Origin of the sequence: Planosporangium spinosum, assembly GCF_049999945.1 — a bacterium.
GTDB classification, from domain to species: Bacteria; Actinomycetota; Actinomycetes; order Mycobacteriales; family Micromonosporaceae; genus Planosporangium; species Planosporangium spinosum.
Map to the genome: position 1 here is coordinate 106,530 of NZ_JBLYUB010000006.1, position 21,725 is coordinate 128,254.

Sequence of the window (21,725 nt, forward strand, 5' to 3'; positions counted from 1 at the left end):
TCATACCTTCGTTCCGGTCGGCAGCAGCGCCGGATCGCCGGCCCGCTCCGGCGAGCCCCCCTCGCCGGTTTCGGGTGGAGTTGGCCTGTTGCCACCGATCCGCGGCGCCCAGCCCTTCAGCGCCAGCGCGTGCCGCTCCACCAGGTGCCAGGAAAGGTAAGCGGCCACGAAGGCCGCGACGAGGGAGATGGCGGCGAAGGGCACATAGCCCCACCGGCTGTACCCGAGGCTCGCGAACACCTGCTGACCCACGAAACCGTAGATGTAGATGCCGTACGAGTAGTCGTTCTTCCGGCCCACCCAGTGCAGCCGTCGCGGCATCCGCACCGACAGCCAGATCAGCAGGTACGCGAAAGCCGGCAGGCCGAGAACGAAGAAGCCGCCGGTCAACAGCGTGCCGACGAAGACGATCGCGGACGCGACCCCCAGCCCGTCGTGGATCGGGATCCGCTCCCGGTACAGGTCGAAGATGCCACCGAGGAGGAACAGGAACCCCAGGTACACGATCCACTGGAAGGACAGCCCGCCCAGCAGCGGCGCGACCTTGGTGGTGTAGACGCCGGCCACCGGCCCGGTCCAGCTCGCCGACTGCCAGTAGTCCATGACGATCACGCCGTAGGTGGCGACGGTGAGCAGGAGCACGAACCGTCGCGCGTTCTGCAGCACACCGGTCACCGCCAGCAGGCCGATGATGATGTAGCAGAGCATCTCGTACGCCAGCGACCACAGTGCGCCGTCGAAGACGCTGCCGCCGGTGTGCCGACCCCAGGGCGTCGTCGCGGCAAGGAGGTCGTGGATGCCGACCTGTCGCAGGCCGGTCCACATGTTGGCGGTGATGTAGTTGAACGGCCCGTTCGGGCCGTGCCAGAAGCCGTTGAGGTTGCCGTGCTCGCGTAGGGCGACCAACGGCGCGACCACCAGCGCGGTGACCGCGAGGCAGACCCACAGGGCGGGCAGGATCCGCAGCGCGCGGTGCCAGGCGTACCGACCGATGGACGCACGACGTGCGCTACGGGTGATCAGCAGGCCGGACAGCACGAAGAAGCCGTACACGGCCATCGTGCCGATGTTGGTCTGCCGGTTGAACAGGTAGTAGCCGAGGTCGTGAGCGCCGAAACCGAGCGGCTTGGAATGGGACAGCACGACGCCGACGGCGAGCATCAGGCGGATGAAGCCGATGCCGTTGTCACGCCCCGAGTACAGCTCGGCCAGGCTGCCCCGTGATCTGGTGAACGAAAGGCCGCCCATCAGCCGCGGGCGTTCTCGGCTTGGTGCTCCCACAGTTCCTTGACCCCATCCCTGAGGTCGCCGGCCGGCGACCATCCGAGCAGTTCACGTGCCCTGTCGATGCGCATCTGCTGCCAGGTCGGCTCGGCGGCCGCGGACTCCGCCTCGATCAGCTCGGTCGGCACCCCGCTGATCTCGATCAACAGCCGCACCATGTCGCGCGCGCTGGTCGCCTGACCTGTCCCGATGTTGAAGATCCGGGCGGGCAGCTCCGGGACGGACACCACGGTCGTGATGGCCTGTACAACGTCGGAGAGGTTGACGAAGTCACGCAGCGATCCCAGCGGTCCCGTCTCGAGGACGGCCGGCCGGCCCTCCCGGTGCGCCTGCCAGAGCTGCTCCACCACGACGCCGAGCAGGCTCACCCGCGGCTGGCCGGCGCCGACGACGTTCCCGATCCGTAGGCTGACGCCGTCGACGACGCCATGGCCGGTCGCGTCGACCACCGCCTCCGTGCAGCGGAGCTTCAACTCGGCGTACGCGTTGACGGGCTTCGGCGGCGTGTCCTCGTCCATCGAGGTGCCGATGGGGACCAGACCGTACTCGTGGACGCTGCCCAGCTGCACCAGGCGCGGCCGGCGGGACAGGGTCCCCGCCGCCTCGATCACCTTCTCCACCAGGGTGAGGTTGGCGGCGACCATCTGCTCGTCGGTGAGGCCCCACATCCCGCCGGCGGCGTTGACCACGACGCGGACGTCCTCGGCACGGAAGACGTCGGCGACGTCGGCGACGTCGGCGTACGCCAGATCGAGCACGCGTACCCGGTGACCGTCGTGGTGCGCCGGCGCCCGTCGCGCCACCACGACGACCTCGTACCCGAGGCGGTCGAGTGCCCGGCACAGCGGACGCCCGACGAAGCCGGTGCCACCGAGTACGGCTACCCGCGGCCGTCGACCGGCCGGGACGGCGTCCACCGAGTCCATATGCTTGTCCCGCCTCAGTTCGACCGGCTGCTGGGGCCGAAGGCGTGCTGAGAAAGCCTCCGGATCCCCTCCTTGTTCCCCGCCCGCACGGCGGCCGGCAGCAGGGTCGCGGCGTGCAGCCGCGACGACACGTGCCAGCGGGCGGCCCGGGCGGCCCGCGGCCAGCCCTGGCGCTCCATCGCCTCGGCCGCCTCGAGGAAGTAGTCGCGCGCCTCGGTGAACCGGGTGCCCGCCAGCGCTCCGGCGGCGGACACGCTCACCGTGTGACGGCGGTACCGGAAGCACACGGTGGAGTCGACGGCCATCTGCTCACCCTCCTGGATGAGATCGATGACCAGCGCGAGGTCCTGGATGACCGTGAGGCCGTCACGGAAGTTGACCTTGCGGATGGCGTCGGTGCGCCAGCAGATGGAGGGGAAGTAGAACCAGCAGCCGCGCAGCAGGCTGGTGGCCAACTCCTCGCCGCCCATCAGGCGCCGGGTCCGGACCTTCGGCGCGTACAGCCGCCGCTTCACCTCGTCGGCCAGCGTGTTCGTGACCTCGCCGGCCCCGTTGATGACCTCCACGCCGGGCTGGATCATGCCGACGCCCGGGTACTCCTTCAGGACCGAGCGCAGGGCGGCCAGGTAGTTGGGCAACATGATGTCGTCGGTGCCCATCATGACCATGTACTCGTGCTCGGCCAGGCCGACGCACTTCCGGTAGTTCCCGGTCACGCCGAGGTTCTCGGCGTTGCGCTGGTAACGCACCCGATCGTCACCCAGTTGCGCGAACCACCCGGGGACCCCGGGCTCCCGTCCGTCGTCGACGACGGTGAGACGCCAGTCGGGGTCGGACTGCGCCATGACGCTCCGGACGGCCGCCTGCATCAGCGCGACGTCGCCGTAGTACGGCAGCATGATGTCGAACGTCATGATGACCGGCCAGAAACCTATCCGTTTGATGAGCGTGCAGAGGCAGACGATATCCCGGCGACCCTAGCAAGGCGCTCGGAGGCGCTGCAACGCCGACCCATCGCGTCCGGATCCGGTGTCAGATCGTAGTGACGCCCCGTCGGCGGCGAACCGTATCGCGGAAGCCCTGCGCCCGACCGGCCAGCAGAAACCGCCCGATAGCTCGATTTCGGACATCCCACTCTTTCGGCCTGTGGTGTCCCCGGCAGAACTATCCTAGGCTCGGCCGAGCCCACGCTTCCGTGCCGGCGAATCGAGTAGATCGGACTGCATTGCCAGACGACGCTGTCGCAGTGGTGTCGGACCCGGTCGGGTCCGCGGTGGACCGTGACTCGCATCCGGCGCCCGAGCGCATCGTCCTGCGGGTGCTACGGAGCAGTTGGTTCTGGCCCATGATCGTCATGGGCGGGATGGGCCTGTGGCGCATCAGGCTGCCGGAGATGTGGCAGGACGAGCTGGTCACGATCGACGTGACAGCCCGGTCCACCAGGCAGATCCTGGCACTGCTGCGGCACGTCGACGCCGTGCACGGCACGTACTACCTCCTCATGCACGGCTGGGTCCGCGTTTTCGGCGACTCGCCGCTGGCCATGCGGGCCCCGTCCGTGATGGCCATGGCCGGTGCGGCGGCCTGTGTCGCCCTGCTCGGTCAGCGACTGTTCGGCCGATCCGCCGGGATCGCCGGCGGTCTGGTGTTCGCCATGATTCCGGCCGTCACCAGGTTCGCCCAGGAGGCTAGGTCCTACGCCTGCGTCGTCCTGTTCGTCGCACTGGCGACGCTCGTTCTCCTTGTCGCCCTCGAGCGGTCGTCCGTCTGGGCGTGGGCCGGCTACGCGGCCTGCGTCACCGCGATCGGCTGCCTCAACGCGGTCGCGCTCTCCGTGGTGGCGGGCCACCTGGTCGCGGTCCTGCTCCACGACCGGCGCGGCAGGACCGGGCGGACACTGCTGACGTTCGGGCTGGCGGTGGCGTGCGGCGCGGTCCCCACTCTTCCGGTTCTCTACCTGGGTAATCATCAGGCCGTCCAGCAGATCCACTGGATCAACGGGCAGTCCCACTCGGTGCTGGTGGTGTGGCCGCGGACCTTCGCCTCCGCCTGGGTGGCATGGGCGGTGACGGCGCTCGTGGTCCTGGCGGTGATCGGGCACCGCCGGCGGACGGTCTTCCCGGTGGCAGCGGCGCTGGTCCCGGTACTGGTGGTGTGGTTGGCCTCGCTCGGCAACCTGAACTACTTCTTCTCCAAGTACCTTCTCTTCGTCGTGCCGCTCTGGGCGGTGTTGGCCGGCGCCGGTCTGACCGCGTGGCGGTGGCGGACGGGACTGCTGCGGGTGGCGGTCCCCGCGGCCGGCGTCGGAGTTCTGGCGGTGCTGGCTGTTCCCGGCCAGATCGCCATGCGCGGGGCGCTGTCGCACTCGTACCTGACCTACCCGGACCCGCGTGATTCGGTGCCGCTGGCCTACCGGGAGGCCGCCACCATCATCGCCAGGAACTACCAGCCGGGTGACGCGATCGGCTACCCGCAGTTGCCTGGAGTCTGGTGGTTCATGCACGACAAGGGCATCAACTACTACCTGCCGAAGAACGTCAAGCTGCACACCGTCTTCCTGGACAAGTCGGCGGCCGAGAACAACGAGCTCTACGGCACCGAGTGCGCGGTGCCGGCGCGGTGCTTCGGTAACGAGCGCCGCATCTGGGTTGTTCTCCCGTACAAGCGGCAGCTCGCCTTCGGCGACTTCGCCGACCCCGAGCGGGCGTTGCTCGCGACAAACTACGAGCAGGTCTACGTCACCTACCCGTCCGGCATGACGGTTGCGCTGATCCAGCACAAGTGAGAGAGGCCCACGGGCCACCGGAGGGCCGGCCGTGGCACAAGCGCCCCCGAGTCCGGTGTCCGCACCGGGGAGACCGCGGCGCCTGACGTCCGCCGGCCTCCACGTCTGACCGGGATATCGGCCGTGCGAGCCGTCGCGTCCGCGACGATGACGCACGTTCGGCGGATCGACATCTCAGCCTTACCACAGGTAACCGAACGGGAACTCCCGGTGCCACCGAGCAGGATTTCGAAGCCCTGCCAGCGACGTTCGGGGCGATAACGGGACGGTTTCCAGGTGTTGTCACGGCAACTCCGGCCATTGCCGACCGATCGGGCGCCGAACGGGGATGAATATAGCCGTTGGTGTCCTCAGCGTAGTATCTGCCGGGGTCACCCAGCGCTGGCAGGAGCGTCAGCACATATCGACAGGGGCTGGTATCACTGTGAGTAAGGAGTTGCTGACTTCCAGGCTGAACTGGTCCGGAGGTCGCAAGCAGTGGATCCTCGTCTTCCTCGGTTTCTTCCTGGTCTTCACCGGGTGGTCGCTGGCGGCGCCGTACGACGCTCCTCCGGACGAGGTACAGCACGGCATCCGGGCCTACGGTGTGCTGTCGGGCCAGATCCTGCCGAAGCCCACAGTGGTCATCTGGGGCGAGAACAACTCCGGCGCCGGCGCCTACCAGAAGGTCCCCGAGGGGCTCTACCACCCGGCGCGATGCTGGGGCTTCTGGCCGGAGAAGTCGGCCGCGTGCCAGAAGCCGATCTCCGGTGGTCCGCTGATCGACGCCCCGTCCAGTGCGGGCCGGTACAGCCCCATCTACTACGCGATGGTCGGACTGCCGTTGAAGCTGTGGCCGGGCTGGGGCGGTCTCGTGCTGTCCCGACTGATCAGCTCCGCACTGTCGGCGGCGATCCTGGCCTGGGCATTCGTCACGCTGCTGCGGTGGTCCCGCTACGGCCTGATGCTCGCCGGCCTGCTGGCGTCCGCGACCCCGATGCTCGCCCACCTGGCGGGTGCGGTGAACCCGAACGGCCTCGAGATCACGGCCGGAATCGCGCTCTTCTGCGGCGGGATTCCGCTGCTGCTGGGTAAACCGGGCGGCAGTTCGAAGTCGTCGCTGATCTGGCTCACCGGCACCGGCGCGGTACTGCTGGCGCCCCTGCGCAGCCTCGGCCCGCTGTGGCTGGCGTTCGCCCTGGGCGCGCTGCTCATCCCGCAGAGCCGGGCGCGCCTGCACGCCCTGTGGAGCCACCGACTGGTGCGCCGGTGGACGTACGGGGTCCTCGCGTCGCTCGCCTTCGCGGTCATCTGGGTACTCGCCTCGGGTGCCGGCCAACTCGTGCCGCCCCCCGACAACCGGTACCACTTCGGCACCGGGCAGGCCGCACTGCACTACTTCAACAGCTGGGAAACCTTCCTGCAGGGTATGGTCGGCGTCGCCGGCTGGTTCGACATCTTCATGCCCCTGCCCTTCTACTGGATGTGGGTCTGCCCGGTGGCCGCGCTGGTCCTCTTCGCGCTGACCATCGGCACCTGGGCGGACCGGTGGCGGTTCTTCATCCTGTTCCTCGGTGGCGTGGTCGCTCCCGGCATCCTGCAGGTCAAGGAGGCCAACGTCACCGGCTTCATCATCGGCGGCCGGTACATGCTGCCGCTGCTCGTCGGCATGCCGCTGCTGGGTGCGTTCATCGTCGAGCGGCGACTGCTGAACGCCAAGCAGTCGCACACCCTGACCAAACTGTTCTGCCTGCTCATGGTGCCCGCCCACCTGGCGCTGCTGGTCTACGCGATGGTGCGGTGGCAGCGGGGCGCGTACCACATGCCGGGGCTGGGGCGACTGAACCCACTGGCCGGTGACTGGCACCCGCCGACCGGCTCCCTGCTTCCGGTCGTGGCGATGATCCTCGGCCTGGCGCTGCTGTTGCCCGCGTTCTGGCGGGGGCCCCGTCTGGCTGCGGCGCTGGGCGACCCGGAGGCGGAGGCCGCCCCGCAGGACGCACCGGCAGAACGGACGCCGATGATGGCCGACACCGACCTCACCCCGGACGACGAGGACCGGACGCCGCTACCGAACAACGCCTCGTAGCCACAGTCGACAGACAGCCGCCCCAGGGAACGGGATTCCCTGGGGCGGCTGTCTGTTTCTGTCCGTTGCGAGCGCGTTCTGCCGGTTAGGAACGAGTGATCCGTCTCCGCCTGACGCGGGGTGTCAGCGACCGGTGGCCCGTTGGGCGGCGTAGAAGTCGACGCAGTCGCTGTACCGGGGCAGCAGCCCGCTGTCGACGGCCTCCGCCAGCCTCGGCGCCGCGGCGTCACGCGCCGACAGTTGCGGCGCGTCGGCCGGCCACTCGATCGCCAGGTCGGGGTCGAGCGGGTGTACCGCGTGCTCGCGGCCCGGCGCATAGGTCTCCGAGCACAGGTAGGCGAGCGTGGCGTCGTCGGTGAGCGCACAGAAGCCGTGCCCTAGGCCCTCGGCGATGTAGACGGCGTGCCGGTCGACGTCGTCGAGGCGCACGCCCTCCCAACGGCCGAACGTCGGCGAGCCGACGCGCAGGTCCACGATGACGTCAAGCACCGCGCCGCGCACGCACTGGACGTACTTGGCCTGGCTGGGGGGCACGTCGGCGAAGTGGATGCCGCGGACCACGCCGCGGCTCGACACCGACATGTTGCCCTGCGCCAACCGCAGCGGATGACCGACCACGTCGGCCAGCTTGTCGTACCGGTAGAACTCGGTGAACAGGCCGCGCGCGTCACCGTGCAGCACCGGCACGACCTGGTAGGCGCCGTCGATCGACAGGGGCAGGATCTTCATGCTCAGCCTTCCCTAGTACGCACGGTCGAGCAGTCCGAGCAGGTAGGTGCCGTAGCCACTCTTGACCAGTGGCTCCGCGAGCTCCCGCAGCCGGGCGTCGTCGATGAGCCCCATCCGCCAGGCCACTTCCTCGATGCAGCCGACCTTGAGGTTCTGCCGCTCCTCGATGACCCGCACGAACTCGGCGGCCTGCACGAGCGAGGTGAACGTACCGGTGTCCAGCCATGCGGTACCCCGGTCGAGCACCGTCACCCGCAACTGCTCGCGGCGCAGGTACGCCTCGTTGACGGCGGTGATCTCCAGCTCGCCACGCGCGCTCGGCTTCAATCCGCGGGCGATCTCGACCACCCGGTTGTCGTAGAAGTACAGGCCGGGCACCGCGTACGACGACCGGGGCTTCTCGGGCTTCTCCTCCAGGGAGAGGACCTGGCCCTCCTGGTCGAACTCGACCACCCCGTACTCCTCGGGGTTGGAGACGGCGTACGCGAAGACCCGGCCCCCGGTGACGGTCCTGTTCGCCGCGAGCTGCCGGCCGAGACCGACGCCGTAGAAGATGTTGTCCCCGAGAATGAGCGCCACCGACTCGTCGCCGATGAAGTCCGCCCCGATGAGGAACGCCTGGGCGATGCCTTCGGGGCGCTCCTGGACGGCGTACTCGAGGGTCAGCCCGACGTGCGAACCGTCGCCGAGCAGGCGCTGGAACTGCGGCTGGTCCTCAGGGGTCGTGATGATCAATATTTCGGAAACGCCCGCCATCATCAGCGTGGACAGCGGGTAATAGATCATGGGTTTGTCGAAGACAGGCATAAGTTGCTTGGACACGGCCTTGGTGATGGGCCACAGCCGGGATCCCGTGCCACCAGCGAGAACGATTCCACGCACCGCGACAGCTTAGACGGAGCCCGACACCGCGCCACACCGCATGGTCGGTCCCGGTCGGAGGCACGCCCGAATAGGAGAGGTCGGGCGCTATAGTCCGGTACTCATGAGAATCCTCGTCACCGGCGGCGCCGGCTTCATCGGATCCCACTTCGTGCGGACCGTTCTCGCCGGAGAGCGGGTCGGAATTGTCGACGCCTCGGTGACCGTTCTCGACAAACTCACCTACTCCGGCAACCGGGCCAATCTGGACCCGGTCGCCGACCACCCCGGACTCACCTTCGTCCAGGGCGACATCTGTGACGCAGATCTCGTCAACGACGTGGTGCCCGGCCACGACGCGATCGTCCACTTCGCCGCGGAGTCGCACGTCGACCGCTCCATCGGTGGCGCGACGCCGTTCGTCGTCACGAACGTCCTCGGCACCCAGACCCTGCTGGACGCGGCGCTGCGGCACGGCACCGGCCGGTTCCTGCACGTGTCGACCGACGAGGTGTACGGCTCCATCGAGTCCGGCTCCTGGCCGGAGGACTGGCCGCTCGCGCCCAACTCGCCGTACTCGGCCTCCAAGGCCTCCTCGGACCTGCTCGCGCTGGCGTACCACCGCACCCACTCCCTCGACGTGGTCGTCACCCGCTGCTCCAACAACTACGGGCCGTACCAGTTCCCCGAGAAGGTCATCCCCCTGTTCGTCACCAACCTGATCGACGGCCGCAACGTCCCGCTGTACGGCGACGGCGGCAACGTGCGCGACTGGCTGCACGTCGACGACCACTGCCACGGCATCGCACTGGCACTGACCGGGGGCCGGTCCGGCGAGGTGTACAACATCGGCGGTGGCACCGAGCTGACCAACAAGGAACTGACCGGCCTGCTGCTGGAGTCCTGCGGTGTCGGCTGGGAGCGGGTCGACTACGTGGCCGACCGCAAGGGCCACGACCGACGGTACTCGGTGGACATCACGAAGATCTCGAACGAGCTGGGCTACCAGCCCCGGGTGCCGTTCGACACCGGCCTGGCCGAGACGGTCCGCTGGTACACCGAAAACCGGAGCTGGTGGGAGCCGCTCCGCGCGAAGGCGGGGTTGTGAGCGTTACCGCCCTGGTCGCCGGCGTGACCGGCGGCCTCGGCGGGTACGACGCCGGCCGGGTGGGGGACGACTGTCCGAGCCTGGCACCATGTGATGAGATCCTCCTCGATGCTCGTGCTCGACCGGGATCCCCCACGTCGCGGAAGGCATCCGCATGAAGCTCAACGTCCTCACCGCCATCGTCGGTCTCGCCCTGCTGTTCGTCATCTTCGAACTGCTGCGGCGACGCCAGCTGCGCGAGAAGTACGCCGTACTGTGGATCGTCGTCGGTATCGGCGTGGTCCCGCTGGCCGTGTTCCCCCGCGGACTCGACTCCTTCGCCCGGCTGATCGGCATCGCCTCCGGCGCCAGCCTCGTGCTCTTCCTCGGTCTGCTCCTCCTGCTGCTGATCTCTACGCATCTGAGCTGGGAAGTCAGCCGCCTCGAAGAGGAGACCCGCACCCTCGCCGAGGAAGTCGCCCTCATCCGCACCCGCCTCGCCGAGCTGGATTCCAGGGAGCTCAGCCATGACGAGCGATAAGCGCGTCCTGATCATCATTCCGGCGTACAACGAGGGCGAATCGATCGGCAAGGTCATCGCCGAGGTCCGCGCCGAACTGCCGTACGTCGATGTGCTGGTCGTCGACGACGGTTCCAGCGACAACACCGCCGACATCGCCCGCGCGGCGGGCGCGGTCGTCACCATTCTCCCGTACAACCTGGGGGTCGGCGGTGCGCGGCGGCTGGGCTACCTGTACGCCCTCCGGCACAACTACGACGTCGCGGTCCAACTCGACGCCGACGGCCAGCATGACCCGCGCAACGTTCCGGTACTGATCGACGCGCTGGACGGTGCCGACCTCGTGATCGGTGCCCGGTTCGCCGGGGAGGGCGAGTACCACGCCCGGGGGCCACGCTGGTGGGCGATGTCGCTGCTGTCATTCGTGCTCAGCAAGATGGCCCGCACCAGGCTGACCGACACCACGTCGGGATTCCGGGTCTGCGGTCGGCCGCTGATCGAGGGGTATGCCCGCTGGCTCCCGGTGGAGTACCTCGGCGACACCATCGACACCGCCGTGTGGGCCATCCGTCACGGCTACGCCGTGCGGCAGGTACCGGTAGCGATGCGCCCCCGCATGGCCGGCACCCCGAGCGCGAACCCGCTCAAGTCGACGGTGTACCTGCTCCGCTCGATGATCGTCCTTCTGCTCGCCCTCGTCCGCAAGTGAAGCGGCTGCTCCGCGCCGTACCCGCCGGCACCATCGTGGTCGGCGGCGGACTGGCCGTGCTCGGACTGGCGTCGTACGTCCACCTCGCGGTGGCCGGTCACGCCCTGAAGGGTGCCCCGGCCGACTACTCGTCGGTGTCGGTGCTGTGGGCGCTGGTCTTCTCGGTCGGCATCGGCCTGTTCCTGCCGGTGGAGCAGGAGGTCTCCCGGTTGGTCGCCGCCCGCGCGGTCGCCGGTGAGGGCGTCGCGCCGGTGCTGCGGACGGCCGGTGTGTTCGCCGGTGGGTTGCTGGCGCTGCTGGTGGTGGTCCTCGGCCTGGCCGCGGGCCCGCTGTCCCGACTGCTCTTCGAGGGCGACCGGCTGATGGTGGCGGTGCTCTGGGGCGCCCTGGCCGGGCTGGCCTGTGAGCACACGTCCCGCGGCATCCTGTCCGGGCTCGGCCGCTTCGGCTGGTACGGCACCCAGCTCGCGGTCGACGGCGGCCTGCGGATGGCGATCGCCGTCGGGCTCGGCGTGGCCGGCGTCCGCTCACCGCTGGCGTACGCGCTGATCCTCGCGGTGGCGCCACTGGCGTCGGTCGTGCTGACCCTGCCCGCCGTGCTGCGCGGACTGGGCACCGGGGCGCCGGTGACACTGCGCGCGCTCTGCCGGGGCCTCGGCCTGCTGCTCGCCTCGAACCTACTGATGCAGGTCATCGTCAACATCGGTGTCATCAACGTCAAGATCCTGTCACCGGGTGACACCGCGTTCGCCGGTTCGCTGCTGAACGCGCTGCAGCTGGCGCGGATGCCGCTGTTCGTGTTCGCCGCGCTGCAGGCGTCCCTGCTACCGGCGCTGACCCGCGCGCTCGCGGGTGGCGACATTCCTGGGTACCGGCGGGTACTGGTCCGCGCGGTGGGGGTGGTCGTCCTGCTCGGCGTGGCCGGCGGGGTGTTCGCCATCGCGGTCGGCCCCGATCTGGTCCCGCTCCTGTTCGGGCAGCCGGACGTGCTCGGCCGGGGCGGCTTCGCCTGGCTGACCGCGGGCACCCTGGCGTACATGGTCGCGAGCGTCATCGGCCCGGCCGTGGTGGCCCGGGGCCGGCACGCCGCCCAGACCCTCGGCTGGCTGGTCGGCACCGTGGCGCTGGTCGCGGTCACTCTCGGCCCGGGTGACGTCCGGCTGCGGGTGGAGCTGGCGTTCGCGATCGGTTCGTTCGTGGTCATCCCGGTACTGGCGCCGTTCGCCTGGTCCCGGCACGCGCCGGTGGTGCCGGCGACGCCGGAGCCGGCCGCGGCGGCCGCCCGGGCCGCCCGGGCCGCGGACTGACGGTCGCGACCGGAAGCGACATCGGCGGACGGGACTCGGACCGTCAGCTCGCTGAGCGGAACTCCACCCGTCAGCTCGACTGCGACGGGCTGTCGGAGGGTACCGGCGCCGGACGGCTCGGAGTGGGCGCCGGGTCCGACTGCGCCGGGCTGCTCGGGGGCGCCGCCGGAGTCGTGGGGGTCGGCGCGGCGGTGGTGGCGGTGGGCCTTGGCGCGACGGGCGGCGCGGGCGGCGTGGTCGTACGCCTCGCCTGCGGCGCCGCCGGGGCGGCCGGCTTCGCCGGTGGTGGTACGACGGCCTGCGGCTGCGCCTGCGGGACGCTGGTGGCGCTGGTCGGCACCGGACTCGGCGTCGGCGAGTTCACCAGGCCCACCGGCGCGTCCACCGGCGCCGGGGCCAGTCCGGCCAGACCGGTGGCGACGGGTGTGGCGCTCGGCAGGCCGACCTGCTGTGGTGGGCCGGACATCGCCATCGCATCGGGCAGGAACTGCGCTGCCGCGGCACCACCCGCGACCAGGCCGACGGTCAGATACGCGCCGAGCATCCAACGGGACCGAGGCTTGCGGTGTCGCCCGACCGGCATGACACTCCCTTCCCGTGCGGAGACTGTCTCCAGGTGTGATCCACGACCCGCCCGCGTCGTCGCGGGCGGTGATCGCCACCCTCGCCGGCCCGGCCCGAGAGCATCAGTGACGGCTGCCACAGTTGCGAAAGATTTCAGGTCAATTTGTGGTCGGCATCAGTCGCGGGCATCTCCCACCACTGCCATGATCGCCCGATTCGCGGTGAAAGTCTGCCTGTCGGTGATGTGCCGGGAAACACTGTCCGGATGGACCAGCCGAGCATCGTCCGGACGATGTGGACTCGTACTGATTGAGGCCGATCCGTCCGACATTCGTTGTCCGCCATGATCCGACGATGTCCGACAGTGTCCGACAGTGTCCGGCGACGTCCGTTGCCGTCCGTGCACGCGGCACGTCCCCTTGGCCGGCCTAGCGGAGTTCCCCTTCCAGCAGGCCCATGGTGAACATGTCGTACCAGCGGCCGTCGCGCCGGAAGACCTGACGCAGGCGGCCCTCCTCGACGAAGCCGACCTTCCGGTAGACGTGCTGAGCGGAGTGGTTCTCGGTCACGACGGTGAGCGAGATCTTGTGCAGGCGCATCTTCTCGAAGCCGTACCGGCAGATCGTCCGCGTCGCGTCGGTGCCGTATCCGCGTCCCCAGTACTCCTTCTCACCGAGGTAGATGTCGAACTCGGCGCACCCGGTCTCAGGCTCGGCGCCGTGCAGGGTGACCAGACCGATGAGCTTCCCGTCGGCGCGGACCTCGACCCCGCAGAGGAGGCTGTCGTACGCGTTCCGCGGCCGCTCCTCCAGCCGCTTCCTGACCTGGGCCAGTGGCTGGGCGTAGCCGTCGGACATCCAGCGCATCACCTCAGGGTCATGGTTCCACCGCCACAGCGCCTCGGCATCCGACGGCTCCATCGGCCGTAGTTTCACCAGGTCCCCGAGCACCATGTCGGCCAGCCCTTCGCCAGGTCCGTGATCATCAGTTGCGATGGGCAGTCGTACCACGCGCTGGATTTCGCGCTCAATCCATTAACTGTCGCCACCACCCGCTCCGGCCGCCGACCGGAACCCCGACCCCCACTGTCGGGTGACCCGGGCATCTGACGGCGTTGCCCTCGACGGCCGTTGATGCCAGGCTGTCCGGCATGGCTGGATCAGACGCGAAGGCGGATCTTCATCGCTACCTGCAGGCCGCCCGTGAGGCGCTGCTGTGGAAGCTGGAGGGGCTGTCTGAGTACGACGTCCGTCGCCCGCTGGTCCGCACCGGTACCAACCTGCTGGGCCTGGTCAAGCACGTGGCCAGCGTCGAGGCGGGGTACTTCGGTGAAACGTTCGGCCGGCCGTTCGCCGAGCCGCTGCCGTGGTTCGCCGACGACGCCGAGCCGAACGCCGACATGTGGGCCACCGCCGAGGAGTCGCGGGAGCAGATCGTCGGCCTGTACCGGCGGGTGTGGGCGCACTCGGACGCCACGATCGACGCGCTCACGCTGGACGGGGTCGGCCATGTGCCGTGGTGGCCGGAGGACCGGCGCGAGGTCACGCTGCACCGGATCCTCGTACACATGATCGCCGAGACCGACCGGCACGCCGGTCACGCCGACATCGTCCGGGAACTCATCGACGGGGCCGCCGGACTCCGGGACGGCAACGACAACATGGCACCGGTCGACCAGGCGTGGTGGGAGGGCTATCGGGACCGGTTGGAGCGCGTCGCGCGACAGGCCGGTTCGGTCTGACCCGCTGAGCGCCGACCTTCCGCCGAGCCACGGCCACCCCGGCTTCCGCCGCCCGCCGGTCGGTGTCCATCTCGGGCCCGCATCGTGGTCAGGGCGTCCGTCGGGCCAGATAGAGCACGGTCTGCACGTCCAGGGTGACGCAGTCACCGACCCGGCGGACGATCGTTTCGAAGAGTCTGGTGCGTGCCGCCTCGTCGAGCATCCGGTAGGCCGACTGGGTGGACAGGTACGCCACGTAGTCGGAGGCAGTCAGCGTTCGCTGTGACCGGTAGAGCCGCGGCGACAGGTCATCGAACTGCGGCGACGATTCCAGTTCCGGGTACGGCCACGAGGTGACGAGCCCGGCGTCGTCGACCGGCCCGGTGTCCGGCACGATTTCGGGGGCGTACTTCCGGTGTGCGGCGACGATCTCGGCCACCACCGCCGGGTCTGCCGGGCGGTCGCCGTTCCAGAACAGCGCGAGCGTCCCGCCCGGGACCAGTGCCGCAGCGGCTCTCTGCCACCTCACCGCCGGATCGGTCCAATGCCAGGCCTGGGCGCTGAACAGCAGACCGAACGGCTGCTCCGGGACGTACTCCTCGAACCCGCAGACCCGCACGACGACGTCCGACCGTCCACTCGCCCGGCGAGCGAGCACAGCGGCCATCGCCGCGTCGGGCTCGACAGCCGTGATACCGACACCGCGCGCCGCGAACGCCAGCGTCGCCTTGCCGGTGCCGGCGCCGACCTCCAGCGCGGCCACCTCGCCGAGCCGGGCATAGCTCAGCACATCGTCAATGAGTACGGCCGGATAACCGGGTCGAATCCGGTCGTACTCATCGGCTACCTCGCCGAACACTCTCGCCCGTACCCGTTCCGTCGTCATGGCGAGCACCTTACGATCTCGGACACCGGTGTCCGCCCGTGATTTCCGGCGCGGAACGTAGGGTGCCGACGCGGATCCGCGTCGGCACCCGATCGACACCGGTTCGGGGTCAGTAGCGGAACTGGCCGACCAACCGCTGCAGCTCACCCGACATGCGCGCCAGCTCTTCCGCCGAGCGTCGGGAGTCGGCCACCGCGGCGGTGGTGGTCTGAGCCGCGTTGGCCACCCCGGTGATGTTGGATGCGATCTCGGCCGAGCCGGTCGCGGCCTCGGTGACGTTACGCCCGATTTCGCCGGTGGTGGCGGTCTGTTCCTCCACCGCTGAAGCGATGGTGGTGGAGTGGTTGTTGATCGTCTCGATGACGTCACCGATCTGCGCGATCGCCTGCACCGCCGCCTCACTGTCGTCCTGGATCGCATCGATGCGCCGCGAGATGTCCTCAGTGGCCTTCGCGGTCTCCTGGGCGAGGTCCTTGACCTCGCTGGCCACGACCGCGAACCCCTTGCCCGCCTCGCCCGCGCGCGCCGCCTCGATGGTGGCGTTGAGGGCCAACAGGTTCGTCTGCTCGGCGATCGAGGTGATGACCTTGACCACGTTCCCGATCTCGACGGAGGACCTCCCCAACTGGGACACGATGCTGTTCGCCGACTGCGCCGCGCTCACCGCGCTCTCGGCGACCCGGGCGGCCTCGGCGGCGCTGCCGGCGATCTCGCGGATCGAGGAGCCCATCTCCTCTGACGCAACCGAGACGGTCTGCACGTTGCGCGAGACCTGCTCGGCGGCCGCGGACACGGTCCCGGCCTGCACAGAGGTCTCCTCCGCACCGGCGGCGATCTGCTGACTGGCCGCCGACAGCTCCTCCGAGGCGCTGGCGAGCGCCTCGCTGCTGTCCCCGACCTTCTGCATCGTGTCGCGAAGTGTGGCGGTCGCGGCATCGAGTGCGTCGGCCATCTGGCCGACCTCGTCGCGGCTGGCCACCCCGGCCGATCGGGTCAGGTCGCCGATGGCCAGGCCGGCGACCACGTAGGCCACCCTCCTCACCCCGGATACCACCATCCGCGCCACGAGGACACCGAAGCCGAACGCCAGCACGAGCCCGGCCGCCAACAGGGCGATCACGAGGGTACGCGCGGAGCGGTAGGTGTGGTCACTGTCGGCCAACTGCCGCTCGGCCGCCGACACCTCGGCTTCGACGAGCTTCGTGATGATCTCCTCCGCCTTCGTGGTGAGCGGCGCGGTAACGGTGTCACGGATCCGTTCGATGGCCACTTTGTCACCGCTCCGACTGGCCGGCAGCGTCTGCTCGTTGACCGCCTTCTCGTACTGCGCCCAGGTCGCGCGCAGTTCCGGCACCAGGTGGGCGTCGGCACTCATCTTTTCGTACGCGGCGAGGTTGGCCTCGACCGAGGCGAGGTTGTCCTTGAGCATCCGCTCGTTGTTGGCCATCGACTCCGCCGTGCTCGACACCGCATGGTTGAGCACCGTGCGCCGCGCCACCGCCATGTCCAGCGCCACCTTGTCGATCTGCTGGACCGGCAGCATGCCCTCGGTGTACAGGTCGTGGCTGGAGGCGTTCAGGCTGGCCATCCGGGAAACGGACAGGACGCCGACACCGCTCGCGACGAGGGCCATCACACCGATCGCCAACACGATCTTGGTGTTGAGCTTGCGGTCGACCAGCCATCGCACCCACACGCTGGCCCGCCGCGCGGTCCGGACATCATTCCCGTGCCCGGTCACCACCACAGACATTCACGCTCCTCGGTTACCGGAGACCGCGTGATCGGGTGACGGTCTCTCCGAGTAACTGTCGGTTGTCGAAGACAGGCAGGAGAACTGATCAACCGGATTGCATGCGGCCGGATACCGGATCGCGACCCTCGCCTGACGCCTGTGCCGCAGTTGCGCGGCGACCACCGGCCTGACACCCGTCACCCGGTCACGGTCGACGTAACCAGAAGAGGTCCTTGTAGATCTTCCCCACCACGCGCCGGTCCCGAGTCGTTCGGGACAAGCCGCTGCGCACAAACGGAATACCCGATAGGCGCAGGATCGGCGTTCCTGGTGAGTGCCGGCCACAATCCCCGCGCCGCCGGGATGATGGTGAACCGCGTCAGCCAGAGCGCGGCCCGGTAGCTCCCGCTGCCAAGGAGCTTGGCAATCTCCCCGTCAGTGATCTCGTCAGCACGGTAAACACCAGCGCCAACGGGCCGGGTTGCGGATGCTCTTGGTGATTCTGCTACGTCTTCGCCGCCGGTGAAGAAGCTCGACGGTCGAACGACGCATCAGAAAAAGAGGATCGAACCCTGGGCAGGGCTGAAGTTGGTGGAGACGAGGGGACTCGAACCCCTAACCCCCGCCTTGCAAAGGCGGTGCTCTGCCAGTTGAGCTACGCCCCCGGGTACGCCCGCGGCACCGGGTCCATCGTCAGGTCCCGCCGAGCCGACCGCAGCCGGGGATGGCTGGCTCTACCGCAGGTCGGGCGCGGTGGTGGCCTCGTGCCACAGGGCCCGCTCCTCGTTGGCGGACCGGACCTTCTTCGCGATGATCGCGGCTGCGCCGAGAACACCAGCGAGGATGATCAGCTTCTTCACCATGTGGGGCTAGCTGGAATCGAACCAGCGACCTCAGAGTTATCAGCTCTGCGCTCTAACCGACTGAGCTATAGCCCCTCACTGTCCACCGCAGTGTCCCGCAGTGGTAGCGACGAGTCAGGTTACCGTACCCGACCCGCAGATCCCAAACCGGGTACGCCGCACCCGATGGAGCAGGTGGCGCGGCGTACCCCAGGGTGTCATTCCTTCTCGGCCAACGTCAGCTCGATACCGCCGACGAGGTCCGAGCAGACGTTGTAGATGAACGCGCTGAGGGTGGCGAGGGCCGTGAAGAGCACCACGTTGACGAGGCCGAGCAGGCCCGAGCCGACAATGACGCCCTTCGCGGTGATCTTGAAGGTGCTCTTGGTGTCGCCGCCGGTGGCGCCGACCATCTCGCTGAGTGCCTTGTTGACGCTGCCGATCACGCCCATGGCGTCGAGCGCCATGTAGAGCACCGCGGTCGCGACCACGCCCACGATGAACAGCACGAACGACACCGCGAACGAGAACTTCATGACCGACCACGGGTCGACCCGCTTCAGGTACAGCCGGGCACGACGAGGCCCCCGGCTGGCCGCTGCGGCGACGGTCGTCCGGGCGCTGCGGATCGCGTTGCCGACCCGACTGCCCGGACCGCTCGGCGTCGGTCCCGCCGGTCGACCGCCGGCCTTGATCGGCTGCGTCGCGAGCCCGGAACCGCGGGTGACCGAGGCTGCTCCCCGGACACTGGCGCGGGCCACGGCGGGGGCGCCGGCCGCGACCAAGGTCGGCTCGGCCGGCTCCTCCTCGGACGCGACGTCGTCGTCCTCGTCCGAGGACGACTGGAGCGCATCGGGCGGCGGAGTCATGCCCGGCGCCCGGGTGAACTTAGGTGCGGGGGCGGCGCCGGAGCCGGCCTTCTTGCCCGGCCCCTTGGAGCCCGAGTCCTCCTCGGACTTCTCGCCGGGCACCGCGGCGCGACCGACCACGACACCCCCCGCCTCGTCGTTGCCCGTACTCTCCTGATCAGGGGACTCGGGCTCAGCGTCGGCCGGCTTGCTGGCCGATTCAGCCGTTCCCGACTTCGCCTGGGTCTCTGGCATTAATTATTCCTGTTCGTCCGGCTCGTCAGCGTTGCGAGCAATCGCGACGAGGGTCACGCCATCCGGCAGGTCCATCAGCTTGACCCCCATTGTGTTCCGATCCCTCGTCCGGCGTACAGGCTTCACCGGAGTTCGGATCACCCCACCGTTAGAGGTGATGGCGAACAACTCGTCGTCCGGACTAATGACGACCGCACCCACCAGGCCCCCGCGGCGAGACGTGATTTTAGCTGTAAGGACGCCCTTCCCCCCGCGCCCCTGGACCGGATACTCCTCTATGGGTGTGCGCTTTGCGTAGCCGCCGTCCGTGGCGACGAGCACGTCCATACCCTCCCGCACGACCTCCATAGCTAGCAACTCGTCGCCATCCGCAAAACGCATCCCGATCACGCCGGAGGTCGCGCGGCCCATCGGGCGGAGCGCGTCGTCGTTGGCGTTGAACCGGATGGCCTGCGCCTGGCGACTGACCAGGAGCAGATCCTCGTCGGGTGCGACGAGGGCGGCACTGACCAGTTCATCATCCTCGCGCAAGTTGATGGCGATGATGCCGCCGGAGCGGTTGGAGTCGAACTCCTCGAGCCGGGTCTTCTTGACCAGACCGTTCTTGGTCGCGAGCACCAGGTAGGGGGCTACCTGGTAGTTCTGGATCTCGATGACCTGGGTGATCCGCTCCTCCGGCTGGAAGGCCAGCAGGTTGGCGACGTGCTGGCCCCGGGCGGTGCGGTTGGCCTCGGGAAGCTCGTACGCCTTGGCCCGGTACACCCGGCCCTTGTTGGTGAAGAACAGGATCCAGTCGTGCGTCGAGCAGACGAAGAAGTGGCTGACGATGTCGTCCTGGCGCAGGCCGGCACCGGAGACGCCCTTGCCGCCCCGCTTCTGCGAGCGGTACAGGTCGGTCTTGGTCCGCTTGGCGTACCCGGTCCTCGTGATCGTCACGACCATTTCCTCGCGGGCGATGAGGTCCTCCATGGAGACCTCACCGTCGAAGGGAACGATCTTGGTGCGCCGGTCGTCGCCCCACTTCTCGACGATCGCGGCCAGTTCCTCGGAGACGATCCGGCGTTGCCGCTCGGGCTTCGCGAGAATGTCCATGAGGTCGGCGATCTCGATCTCGATCTTCGCCAACTCGTCAATGATCTTCTGGCGTTCCAGAGCTGCGAGCCGGCGCAGTTGCATGTCGAGGATCGCGGTCGCCTGGATCTCGTCGATCTCGAGCAGCTCGATCAGGCCGTTGCGGGCCTCCTCCACCGTGGGAGAACGCCGGATCAGCGCGATGACCTCGTCGAGGGCGTCGAGCGCCTTGGCCAGACCGCGCAGGATGTGCGCCCGCTCCTCGGCCTTGCGCAGCCGGTACCGGGTGCGCCGGACGATGACCTCGATCTGGTGCGCCACGTAGTAGCGGACGAACTGCGCCAGGTTGAGGGTGCGCGGCACGCCGTCGACCAGCGCGAGCATGTTCGCGCCGAACGTCTCCTGCAACTGCGTGTGCTTGTACAGGTTGTTCAGCACGACCTTGGCCACCGCGTCGCGCTTGAGCACGATCACCAGGCGCAGACCGGTACGGCCGCTCGACTCGTCGCGGATGTCCGCGATGCCGGTGAGCTTGCCCTCCTTGACCAGCTCGGCGATGCGCTCGGCCAGGTTGTCCGGGTTGACCTGGTACGGCAGCTCGCTGACGACCAGGCTCGTGCGGCCCTTGCTGTCCTCGTCAACGTCGATCACCGCGCGCATCCGGATCGAGCCGCGGCCGGTCCGGTACGCCTCTTCGATCGCCGACTGGCCGACGATGAGGCCGTGGGTCGGGAAGTCGGGCCCCTTGACGATCTTGATCAGCTCGTCGAGGGTGGTCGCCTCGTCGACGTCCGGGTGGTCCAGGCACCACTGCACCGCCTGCGCCACCTCGCGCAGGTTGTGCGGCGGGATGCTGGTCGCCATGCCGACCGCGATACCGCTGGCCCCGTTGACCAGCAGGTTGGGGATGCGGGAGGGCAGGATCGTCGGCTCCTGCGCCCGGCCGTCGTAGTTGGGGACGAAGTCGACGGTGTCCTCGTCGATGTCCCGCAGCATCTCCATGGCCAGCGGGTCGAGCTTGGACTCGGTGTACCGCATGGCAGCCGGCGGGTCGTTACCCGGCGAGCCGAAGTTGCCGTTGCCGTCGACCAGGGGGTACCGCAGCGACCACGGCTGCGCCATCCGGACCAGCGCGTCGTAGATCGACGAGTCACCGTGCGGGTGGTACTGGCCCATCACGTCGCCGACCACACGCGAGCACTTCACGTACCCGCGCTCGGGCCGGTAACCCGAGTCGTACATGGCGTACAGGATCTTGCGGTGGACTGGCTTGAGACCGTCCCGGACATCGGGCAGGGCGCGACTGACGATCACGCTCATCGCGTAGTCGAGGTACGAGCGCTGCATCTCGACCTCGATGCCGACCGGTTCGATCCGGCCCCGCACGTCGACAGCCCCCTCGGGGCGGTCAGCCGCTGGGGTGAGGTCCTCGCCGTCCGGACCCGTACTCTGCGTCACGCGTCATTCCTTACTTCGTGAAACGCTCGGTTCGTCCGCTGTGGACAACCGGCTTTTTCCTGTGGAAAAG

The 21,725-nt window shown here is 68.8% G+C and carries 19 protein-coding genes and 2 tRNA genes; 7 read left to right on the forward strand and 14 right to left on the reverse strand.

The features are described from left to right. Genes ACNTMW_RS10550 through ACNTMW_RS10560 form a run of 3 tightly spaced genes read right to left on the reverse strand, consistent with a single transcriptional unit; the run spans position 1 to position 3,124 of the window. A complete protein-coding gene (locus tag ACNTMW_RS10550; protein ID WP_426633254.1) occupies positions 1–1,248 on the reverse strand; it encodes an acyltransferase family protein in 1,248 nt (415 codons plus the stop codon). Further along, positions 1,248–2,210: an NAD-dependent epimerase/dehydratase family protein gene (locus ACNTMW_RS10555; protein ID WP_426633255.1), complete on the reverse strand. Its 963-nt coding sequence runs from the start codon at positions 2,208–2,210 to the stop codon at positions 1,248–1,250. The genes ACNTMW_RS10550 and ACNTMW_RS10555 overlap by 1 nt, the downstream gene beginning before the upstream one ends. A 14-nt stretch (positions 2,211–2,224) precedes the next feature. Further along, positions 2,225–3,124, reverse strand: a complete 900-nt coding sequence (locus ACNTMW_RS10560; RefSeq protein WP_426633256.1) for a glycosyltransferase family 2 protein — start codon at positions 3,122–3,124, stop codon at positions 2,225–2,227. 332 nt (positions 3,125–3,456) lie between these two features. Between ACNTMW_RS10560 and ACNTMW_RS10565 the strand changes: the two genes are divergently transcribed. After that, on the forward strand, positions 3,457–4,995 hold the full coding sequence (locus ACNTMW_RS10565; RefSeq protein WP_426633257.1) for a glycosyltransferase family 39 protein: 1,539 nt from the start codon (positions 3,457–3,459) through the stop codon (positions 4,993–4,995). Positions 4,996–5,419: 424 nt separating this feature from the next. Then, on the forward strand, positions 5,420–7,063 hold the full coding sequence (locus ACNTMW_RS10570; protein WP_426633258.1) for a DUF2142 domain-containing protein: 1,644 nt from the start codon (positions 5,420–5,422) through the stop codon (positions 7,061–7,063). A gap of 123 nt (positions 7,064–7,186) precedes the next feature. Here the strand turns inward: ACNTMW_RS10570 and ACNTMW_RS10575 are convergent, their stop codons facing one another. After that, positions 7,187–7,792, reverse strand: a complete 606-nt coding sequence (locus ACNTMW_RS10575; RefSeq protein ID WP_426633259.1) for a dTDP-4-dehydrorhamnose 3,5-epimerase family protein — start codon at positions 7,790–7,792, stop codon at positions 7,187–7,189. 12 nt (positions 7,793–7,804) lie between these two features. Then, the gene (gene rfbA / locus ACNTMW_RS10580; RefSeq protein ID WP_426633260.1) at positions 7,805–8,674 is read right to left on the reverse strand and encodes a glucose-1-phosphate thymidylyltransferase RfbA; all 870 of its coding nucleotides are present in this window, start codon (positions 8,672–8,674) and stop codon (positions 7,805–7,807) included. Between the two features lie 103 nt (positions 8,675–8,777). Here rfbA and rfbB point away from each other — a divergent pair, with 103 nt between their 5' ends. From rfbB to ACNTMW_RS10600, 4 genes are all read left to right on the forward strand, one after another. Then, a complete protein-coding gene (rfbB, locus tag ACNTMW_RS10585; protein ID WP_426633261.1) occupies positions 8,778–9,761 on the forward strand; it encodes a dTDP-glucose 4,6-dehydratase in 984 nt (327 codons plus the stop codon). 154 nt (positions 9,762–9,915) lie between these two features. Next, positions 9,916–10,281, forward strand: a complete 366-nt coding sequence (locus tag ACNTMW_RS10590) for a DUF2304 domain-containing protein (protein WP_426633262.1) — start codon at positions 9,916–9,918, stop codon at positions 10,279–10,281. Then, a complete protein-coding gene (locus ACNTMW_RS10595) occupies positions 10,268–10,969 on the forward strand; it encodes a glycosyltransferase family 2 protein (protein WP_426633263.1) in 702 nt (233 codons plus the stop codon). The genes ACNTMW_RS10590 and ACNTMW_RS10595 overlap by 14 nt, the downstream gene beginning before the upstream one ends. Beyond that, positions 10,966–12,276 carry a polysaccharide biosynthesis protein gene (locus ACNTMW_RS10600; protein WP_426633264.1) on the forward strand — a complete coding sequence of 437 codons (1,311 nt, stop codon included), beginning with the start codon at positions 10,966–10,968 and terminating at the stop codon, positions 12,274–12,276. The genes ACNTMW_RS10595 and ACNTMW_RS10600 overlap by 4 nt, the downstream gene beginning before the upstream one ends. Before the next feature lie 70 nt (positions 12,277–12,346). Here the strand turns inward: ACNTMW_RS10600 and ACNTMW_RS10605 are convergent, their stop codons facing one another. Both ACNTMW_RS10605 and ACNTMW_RS10610 read right to left on the reverse strand, forming a co-directional pair. Continuing rightward, the gene (locus ACNTMW_RS10605; protein ID WP_426633265.1) at positions 12,347–12,859 is read right to left on the reverse strand and encodes a hypothetical protein; all 513 of its coding nucleotides are present in this window, start codon (positions 12,857–12,859) and stop codon (positions 12,347–12,349) included. A 409-nt stretch (positions 12,860–13,268) separates the two neighbouring features. Continuing rightward, complete coding sequence (locus tag ACNTMW_RS10610; RefSeq protein WP_426633266.1) at positions 13,269–13,760, reverse strand: GNAT family N-acetyltransferase; 492 nt, start codon at positions 13,758–13,760, stop codon at positions 13,269–13,271. A gap of 230 nt (positions 13,761–13,990) precedes the next feature. Here ACNTMW_RS10610 and ACNTMW_RS10615 point away from each other — a divergent pair, with 230 nt between their 5' ends. Next, positions 13,991–14,581, forward strand: coding sequence for a DinB family protein (locus tag ACNTMW_RS10615; RefSeq protein ID WP_426633267.1), 591 nt, complete (start codon positions 13,991–13,993; stop codon positions 14,579–14,581). An 88-nt stretch (positions 14,582–14,669) separates the two neighbouring features. On the opposite strand, the gene ACNTMW_RS10620 is transcribed toward ACNTMW_RS10615, so the two are convergent. The 7 genes from ACNTMW_RS10620 to gyrA all read right to left on the reverse strand — a co-directional run bounded on the left by ACNTMW_RS10620 (position 14,670) and on the right by gyrA (position 21,583). Further along, positions 14,670–15,446 carry a class I SAM-dependent methyltransferase gene (locus tag ACNTMW_RS10620; protein ID WP_426633268.1) on the reverse strand — a complete coding sequence of 259 codons (777 nt, stop codon included), beginning with the start codon at positions 15,444–15,446 and terminating at the stop codon, positions 14,670–14,672. Positions 15,447–15,555: 109 nt separating this feature from the next. Continuing rightward, a complete protein-coding gene (locus ACNTMW_RS10625; protein ID WP_426633269.1) occupies positions 15,556–17,199 on the reverse strand; it encodes a methyl-accepting chemotaxis protein in 1,644 nt (547 codons plus the stop codon). 571 nt (positions 17,200–17,770) lie between these two features. After that, positions 17,771–17,846, reverse strand: a tRNA-Ala gene (locus ACNTMW_RS10630). Between the two features lie 69 nt (positions 17,847–17,915). Continuing rightward, positions 17,916–18,044 (reverse strand): DLW-39 family protein, encoded by a 129-nt coding sequence (locus ACNTMW_RS10635; protein ID WP_426633270.1) that lies wholly within the window; start codon positions 18,042–18,044, stop codon positions 17,916–17,918. A 1-nt stretch (position 18,045) separates the two neighbouring features. Further along, a tRNA-Ile gene (locus tag ACNTMW_RS10640) sits at positions 18,046–18,119 on the reverse strand. A gap of 122 nt (positions 18,120–18,241) precedes the next feature. After that, positions 18,242–19,126 carry a DUF3566 domain-containing protein gene (locus ACNTMW_RS10645; protein WP_426633271.1) on the reverse strand — a complete coding sequence of 295 codons (885 nt, stop codon included), beginning with the start codon at positions 19,124–19,126 and terminating at the stop codon, positions 18,242–18,244. 3 nt (positions 19,127–19,129) lie between these two features. After that, positions 19,130–21,583, reverse strand: coding sequence for a DNA gyrase subunit A (gene gyrA, locus ACNTMW_RS10650; RefSeq protein ID WP_426633444.1), 2,454 nt, complete (start codon positions 21,581–21,583; stop codon positions 19,130–19,132). Between the last annotated feature and the right edge of the window lie 142 nt (positions 21,584–21,725).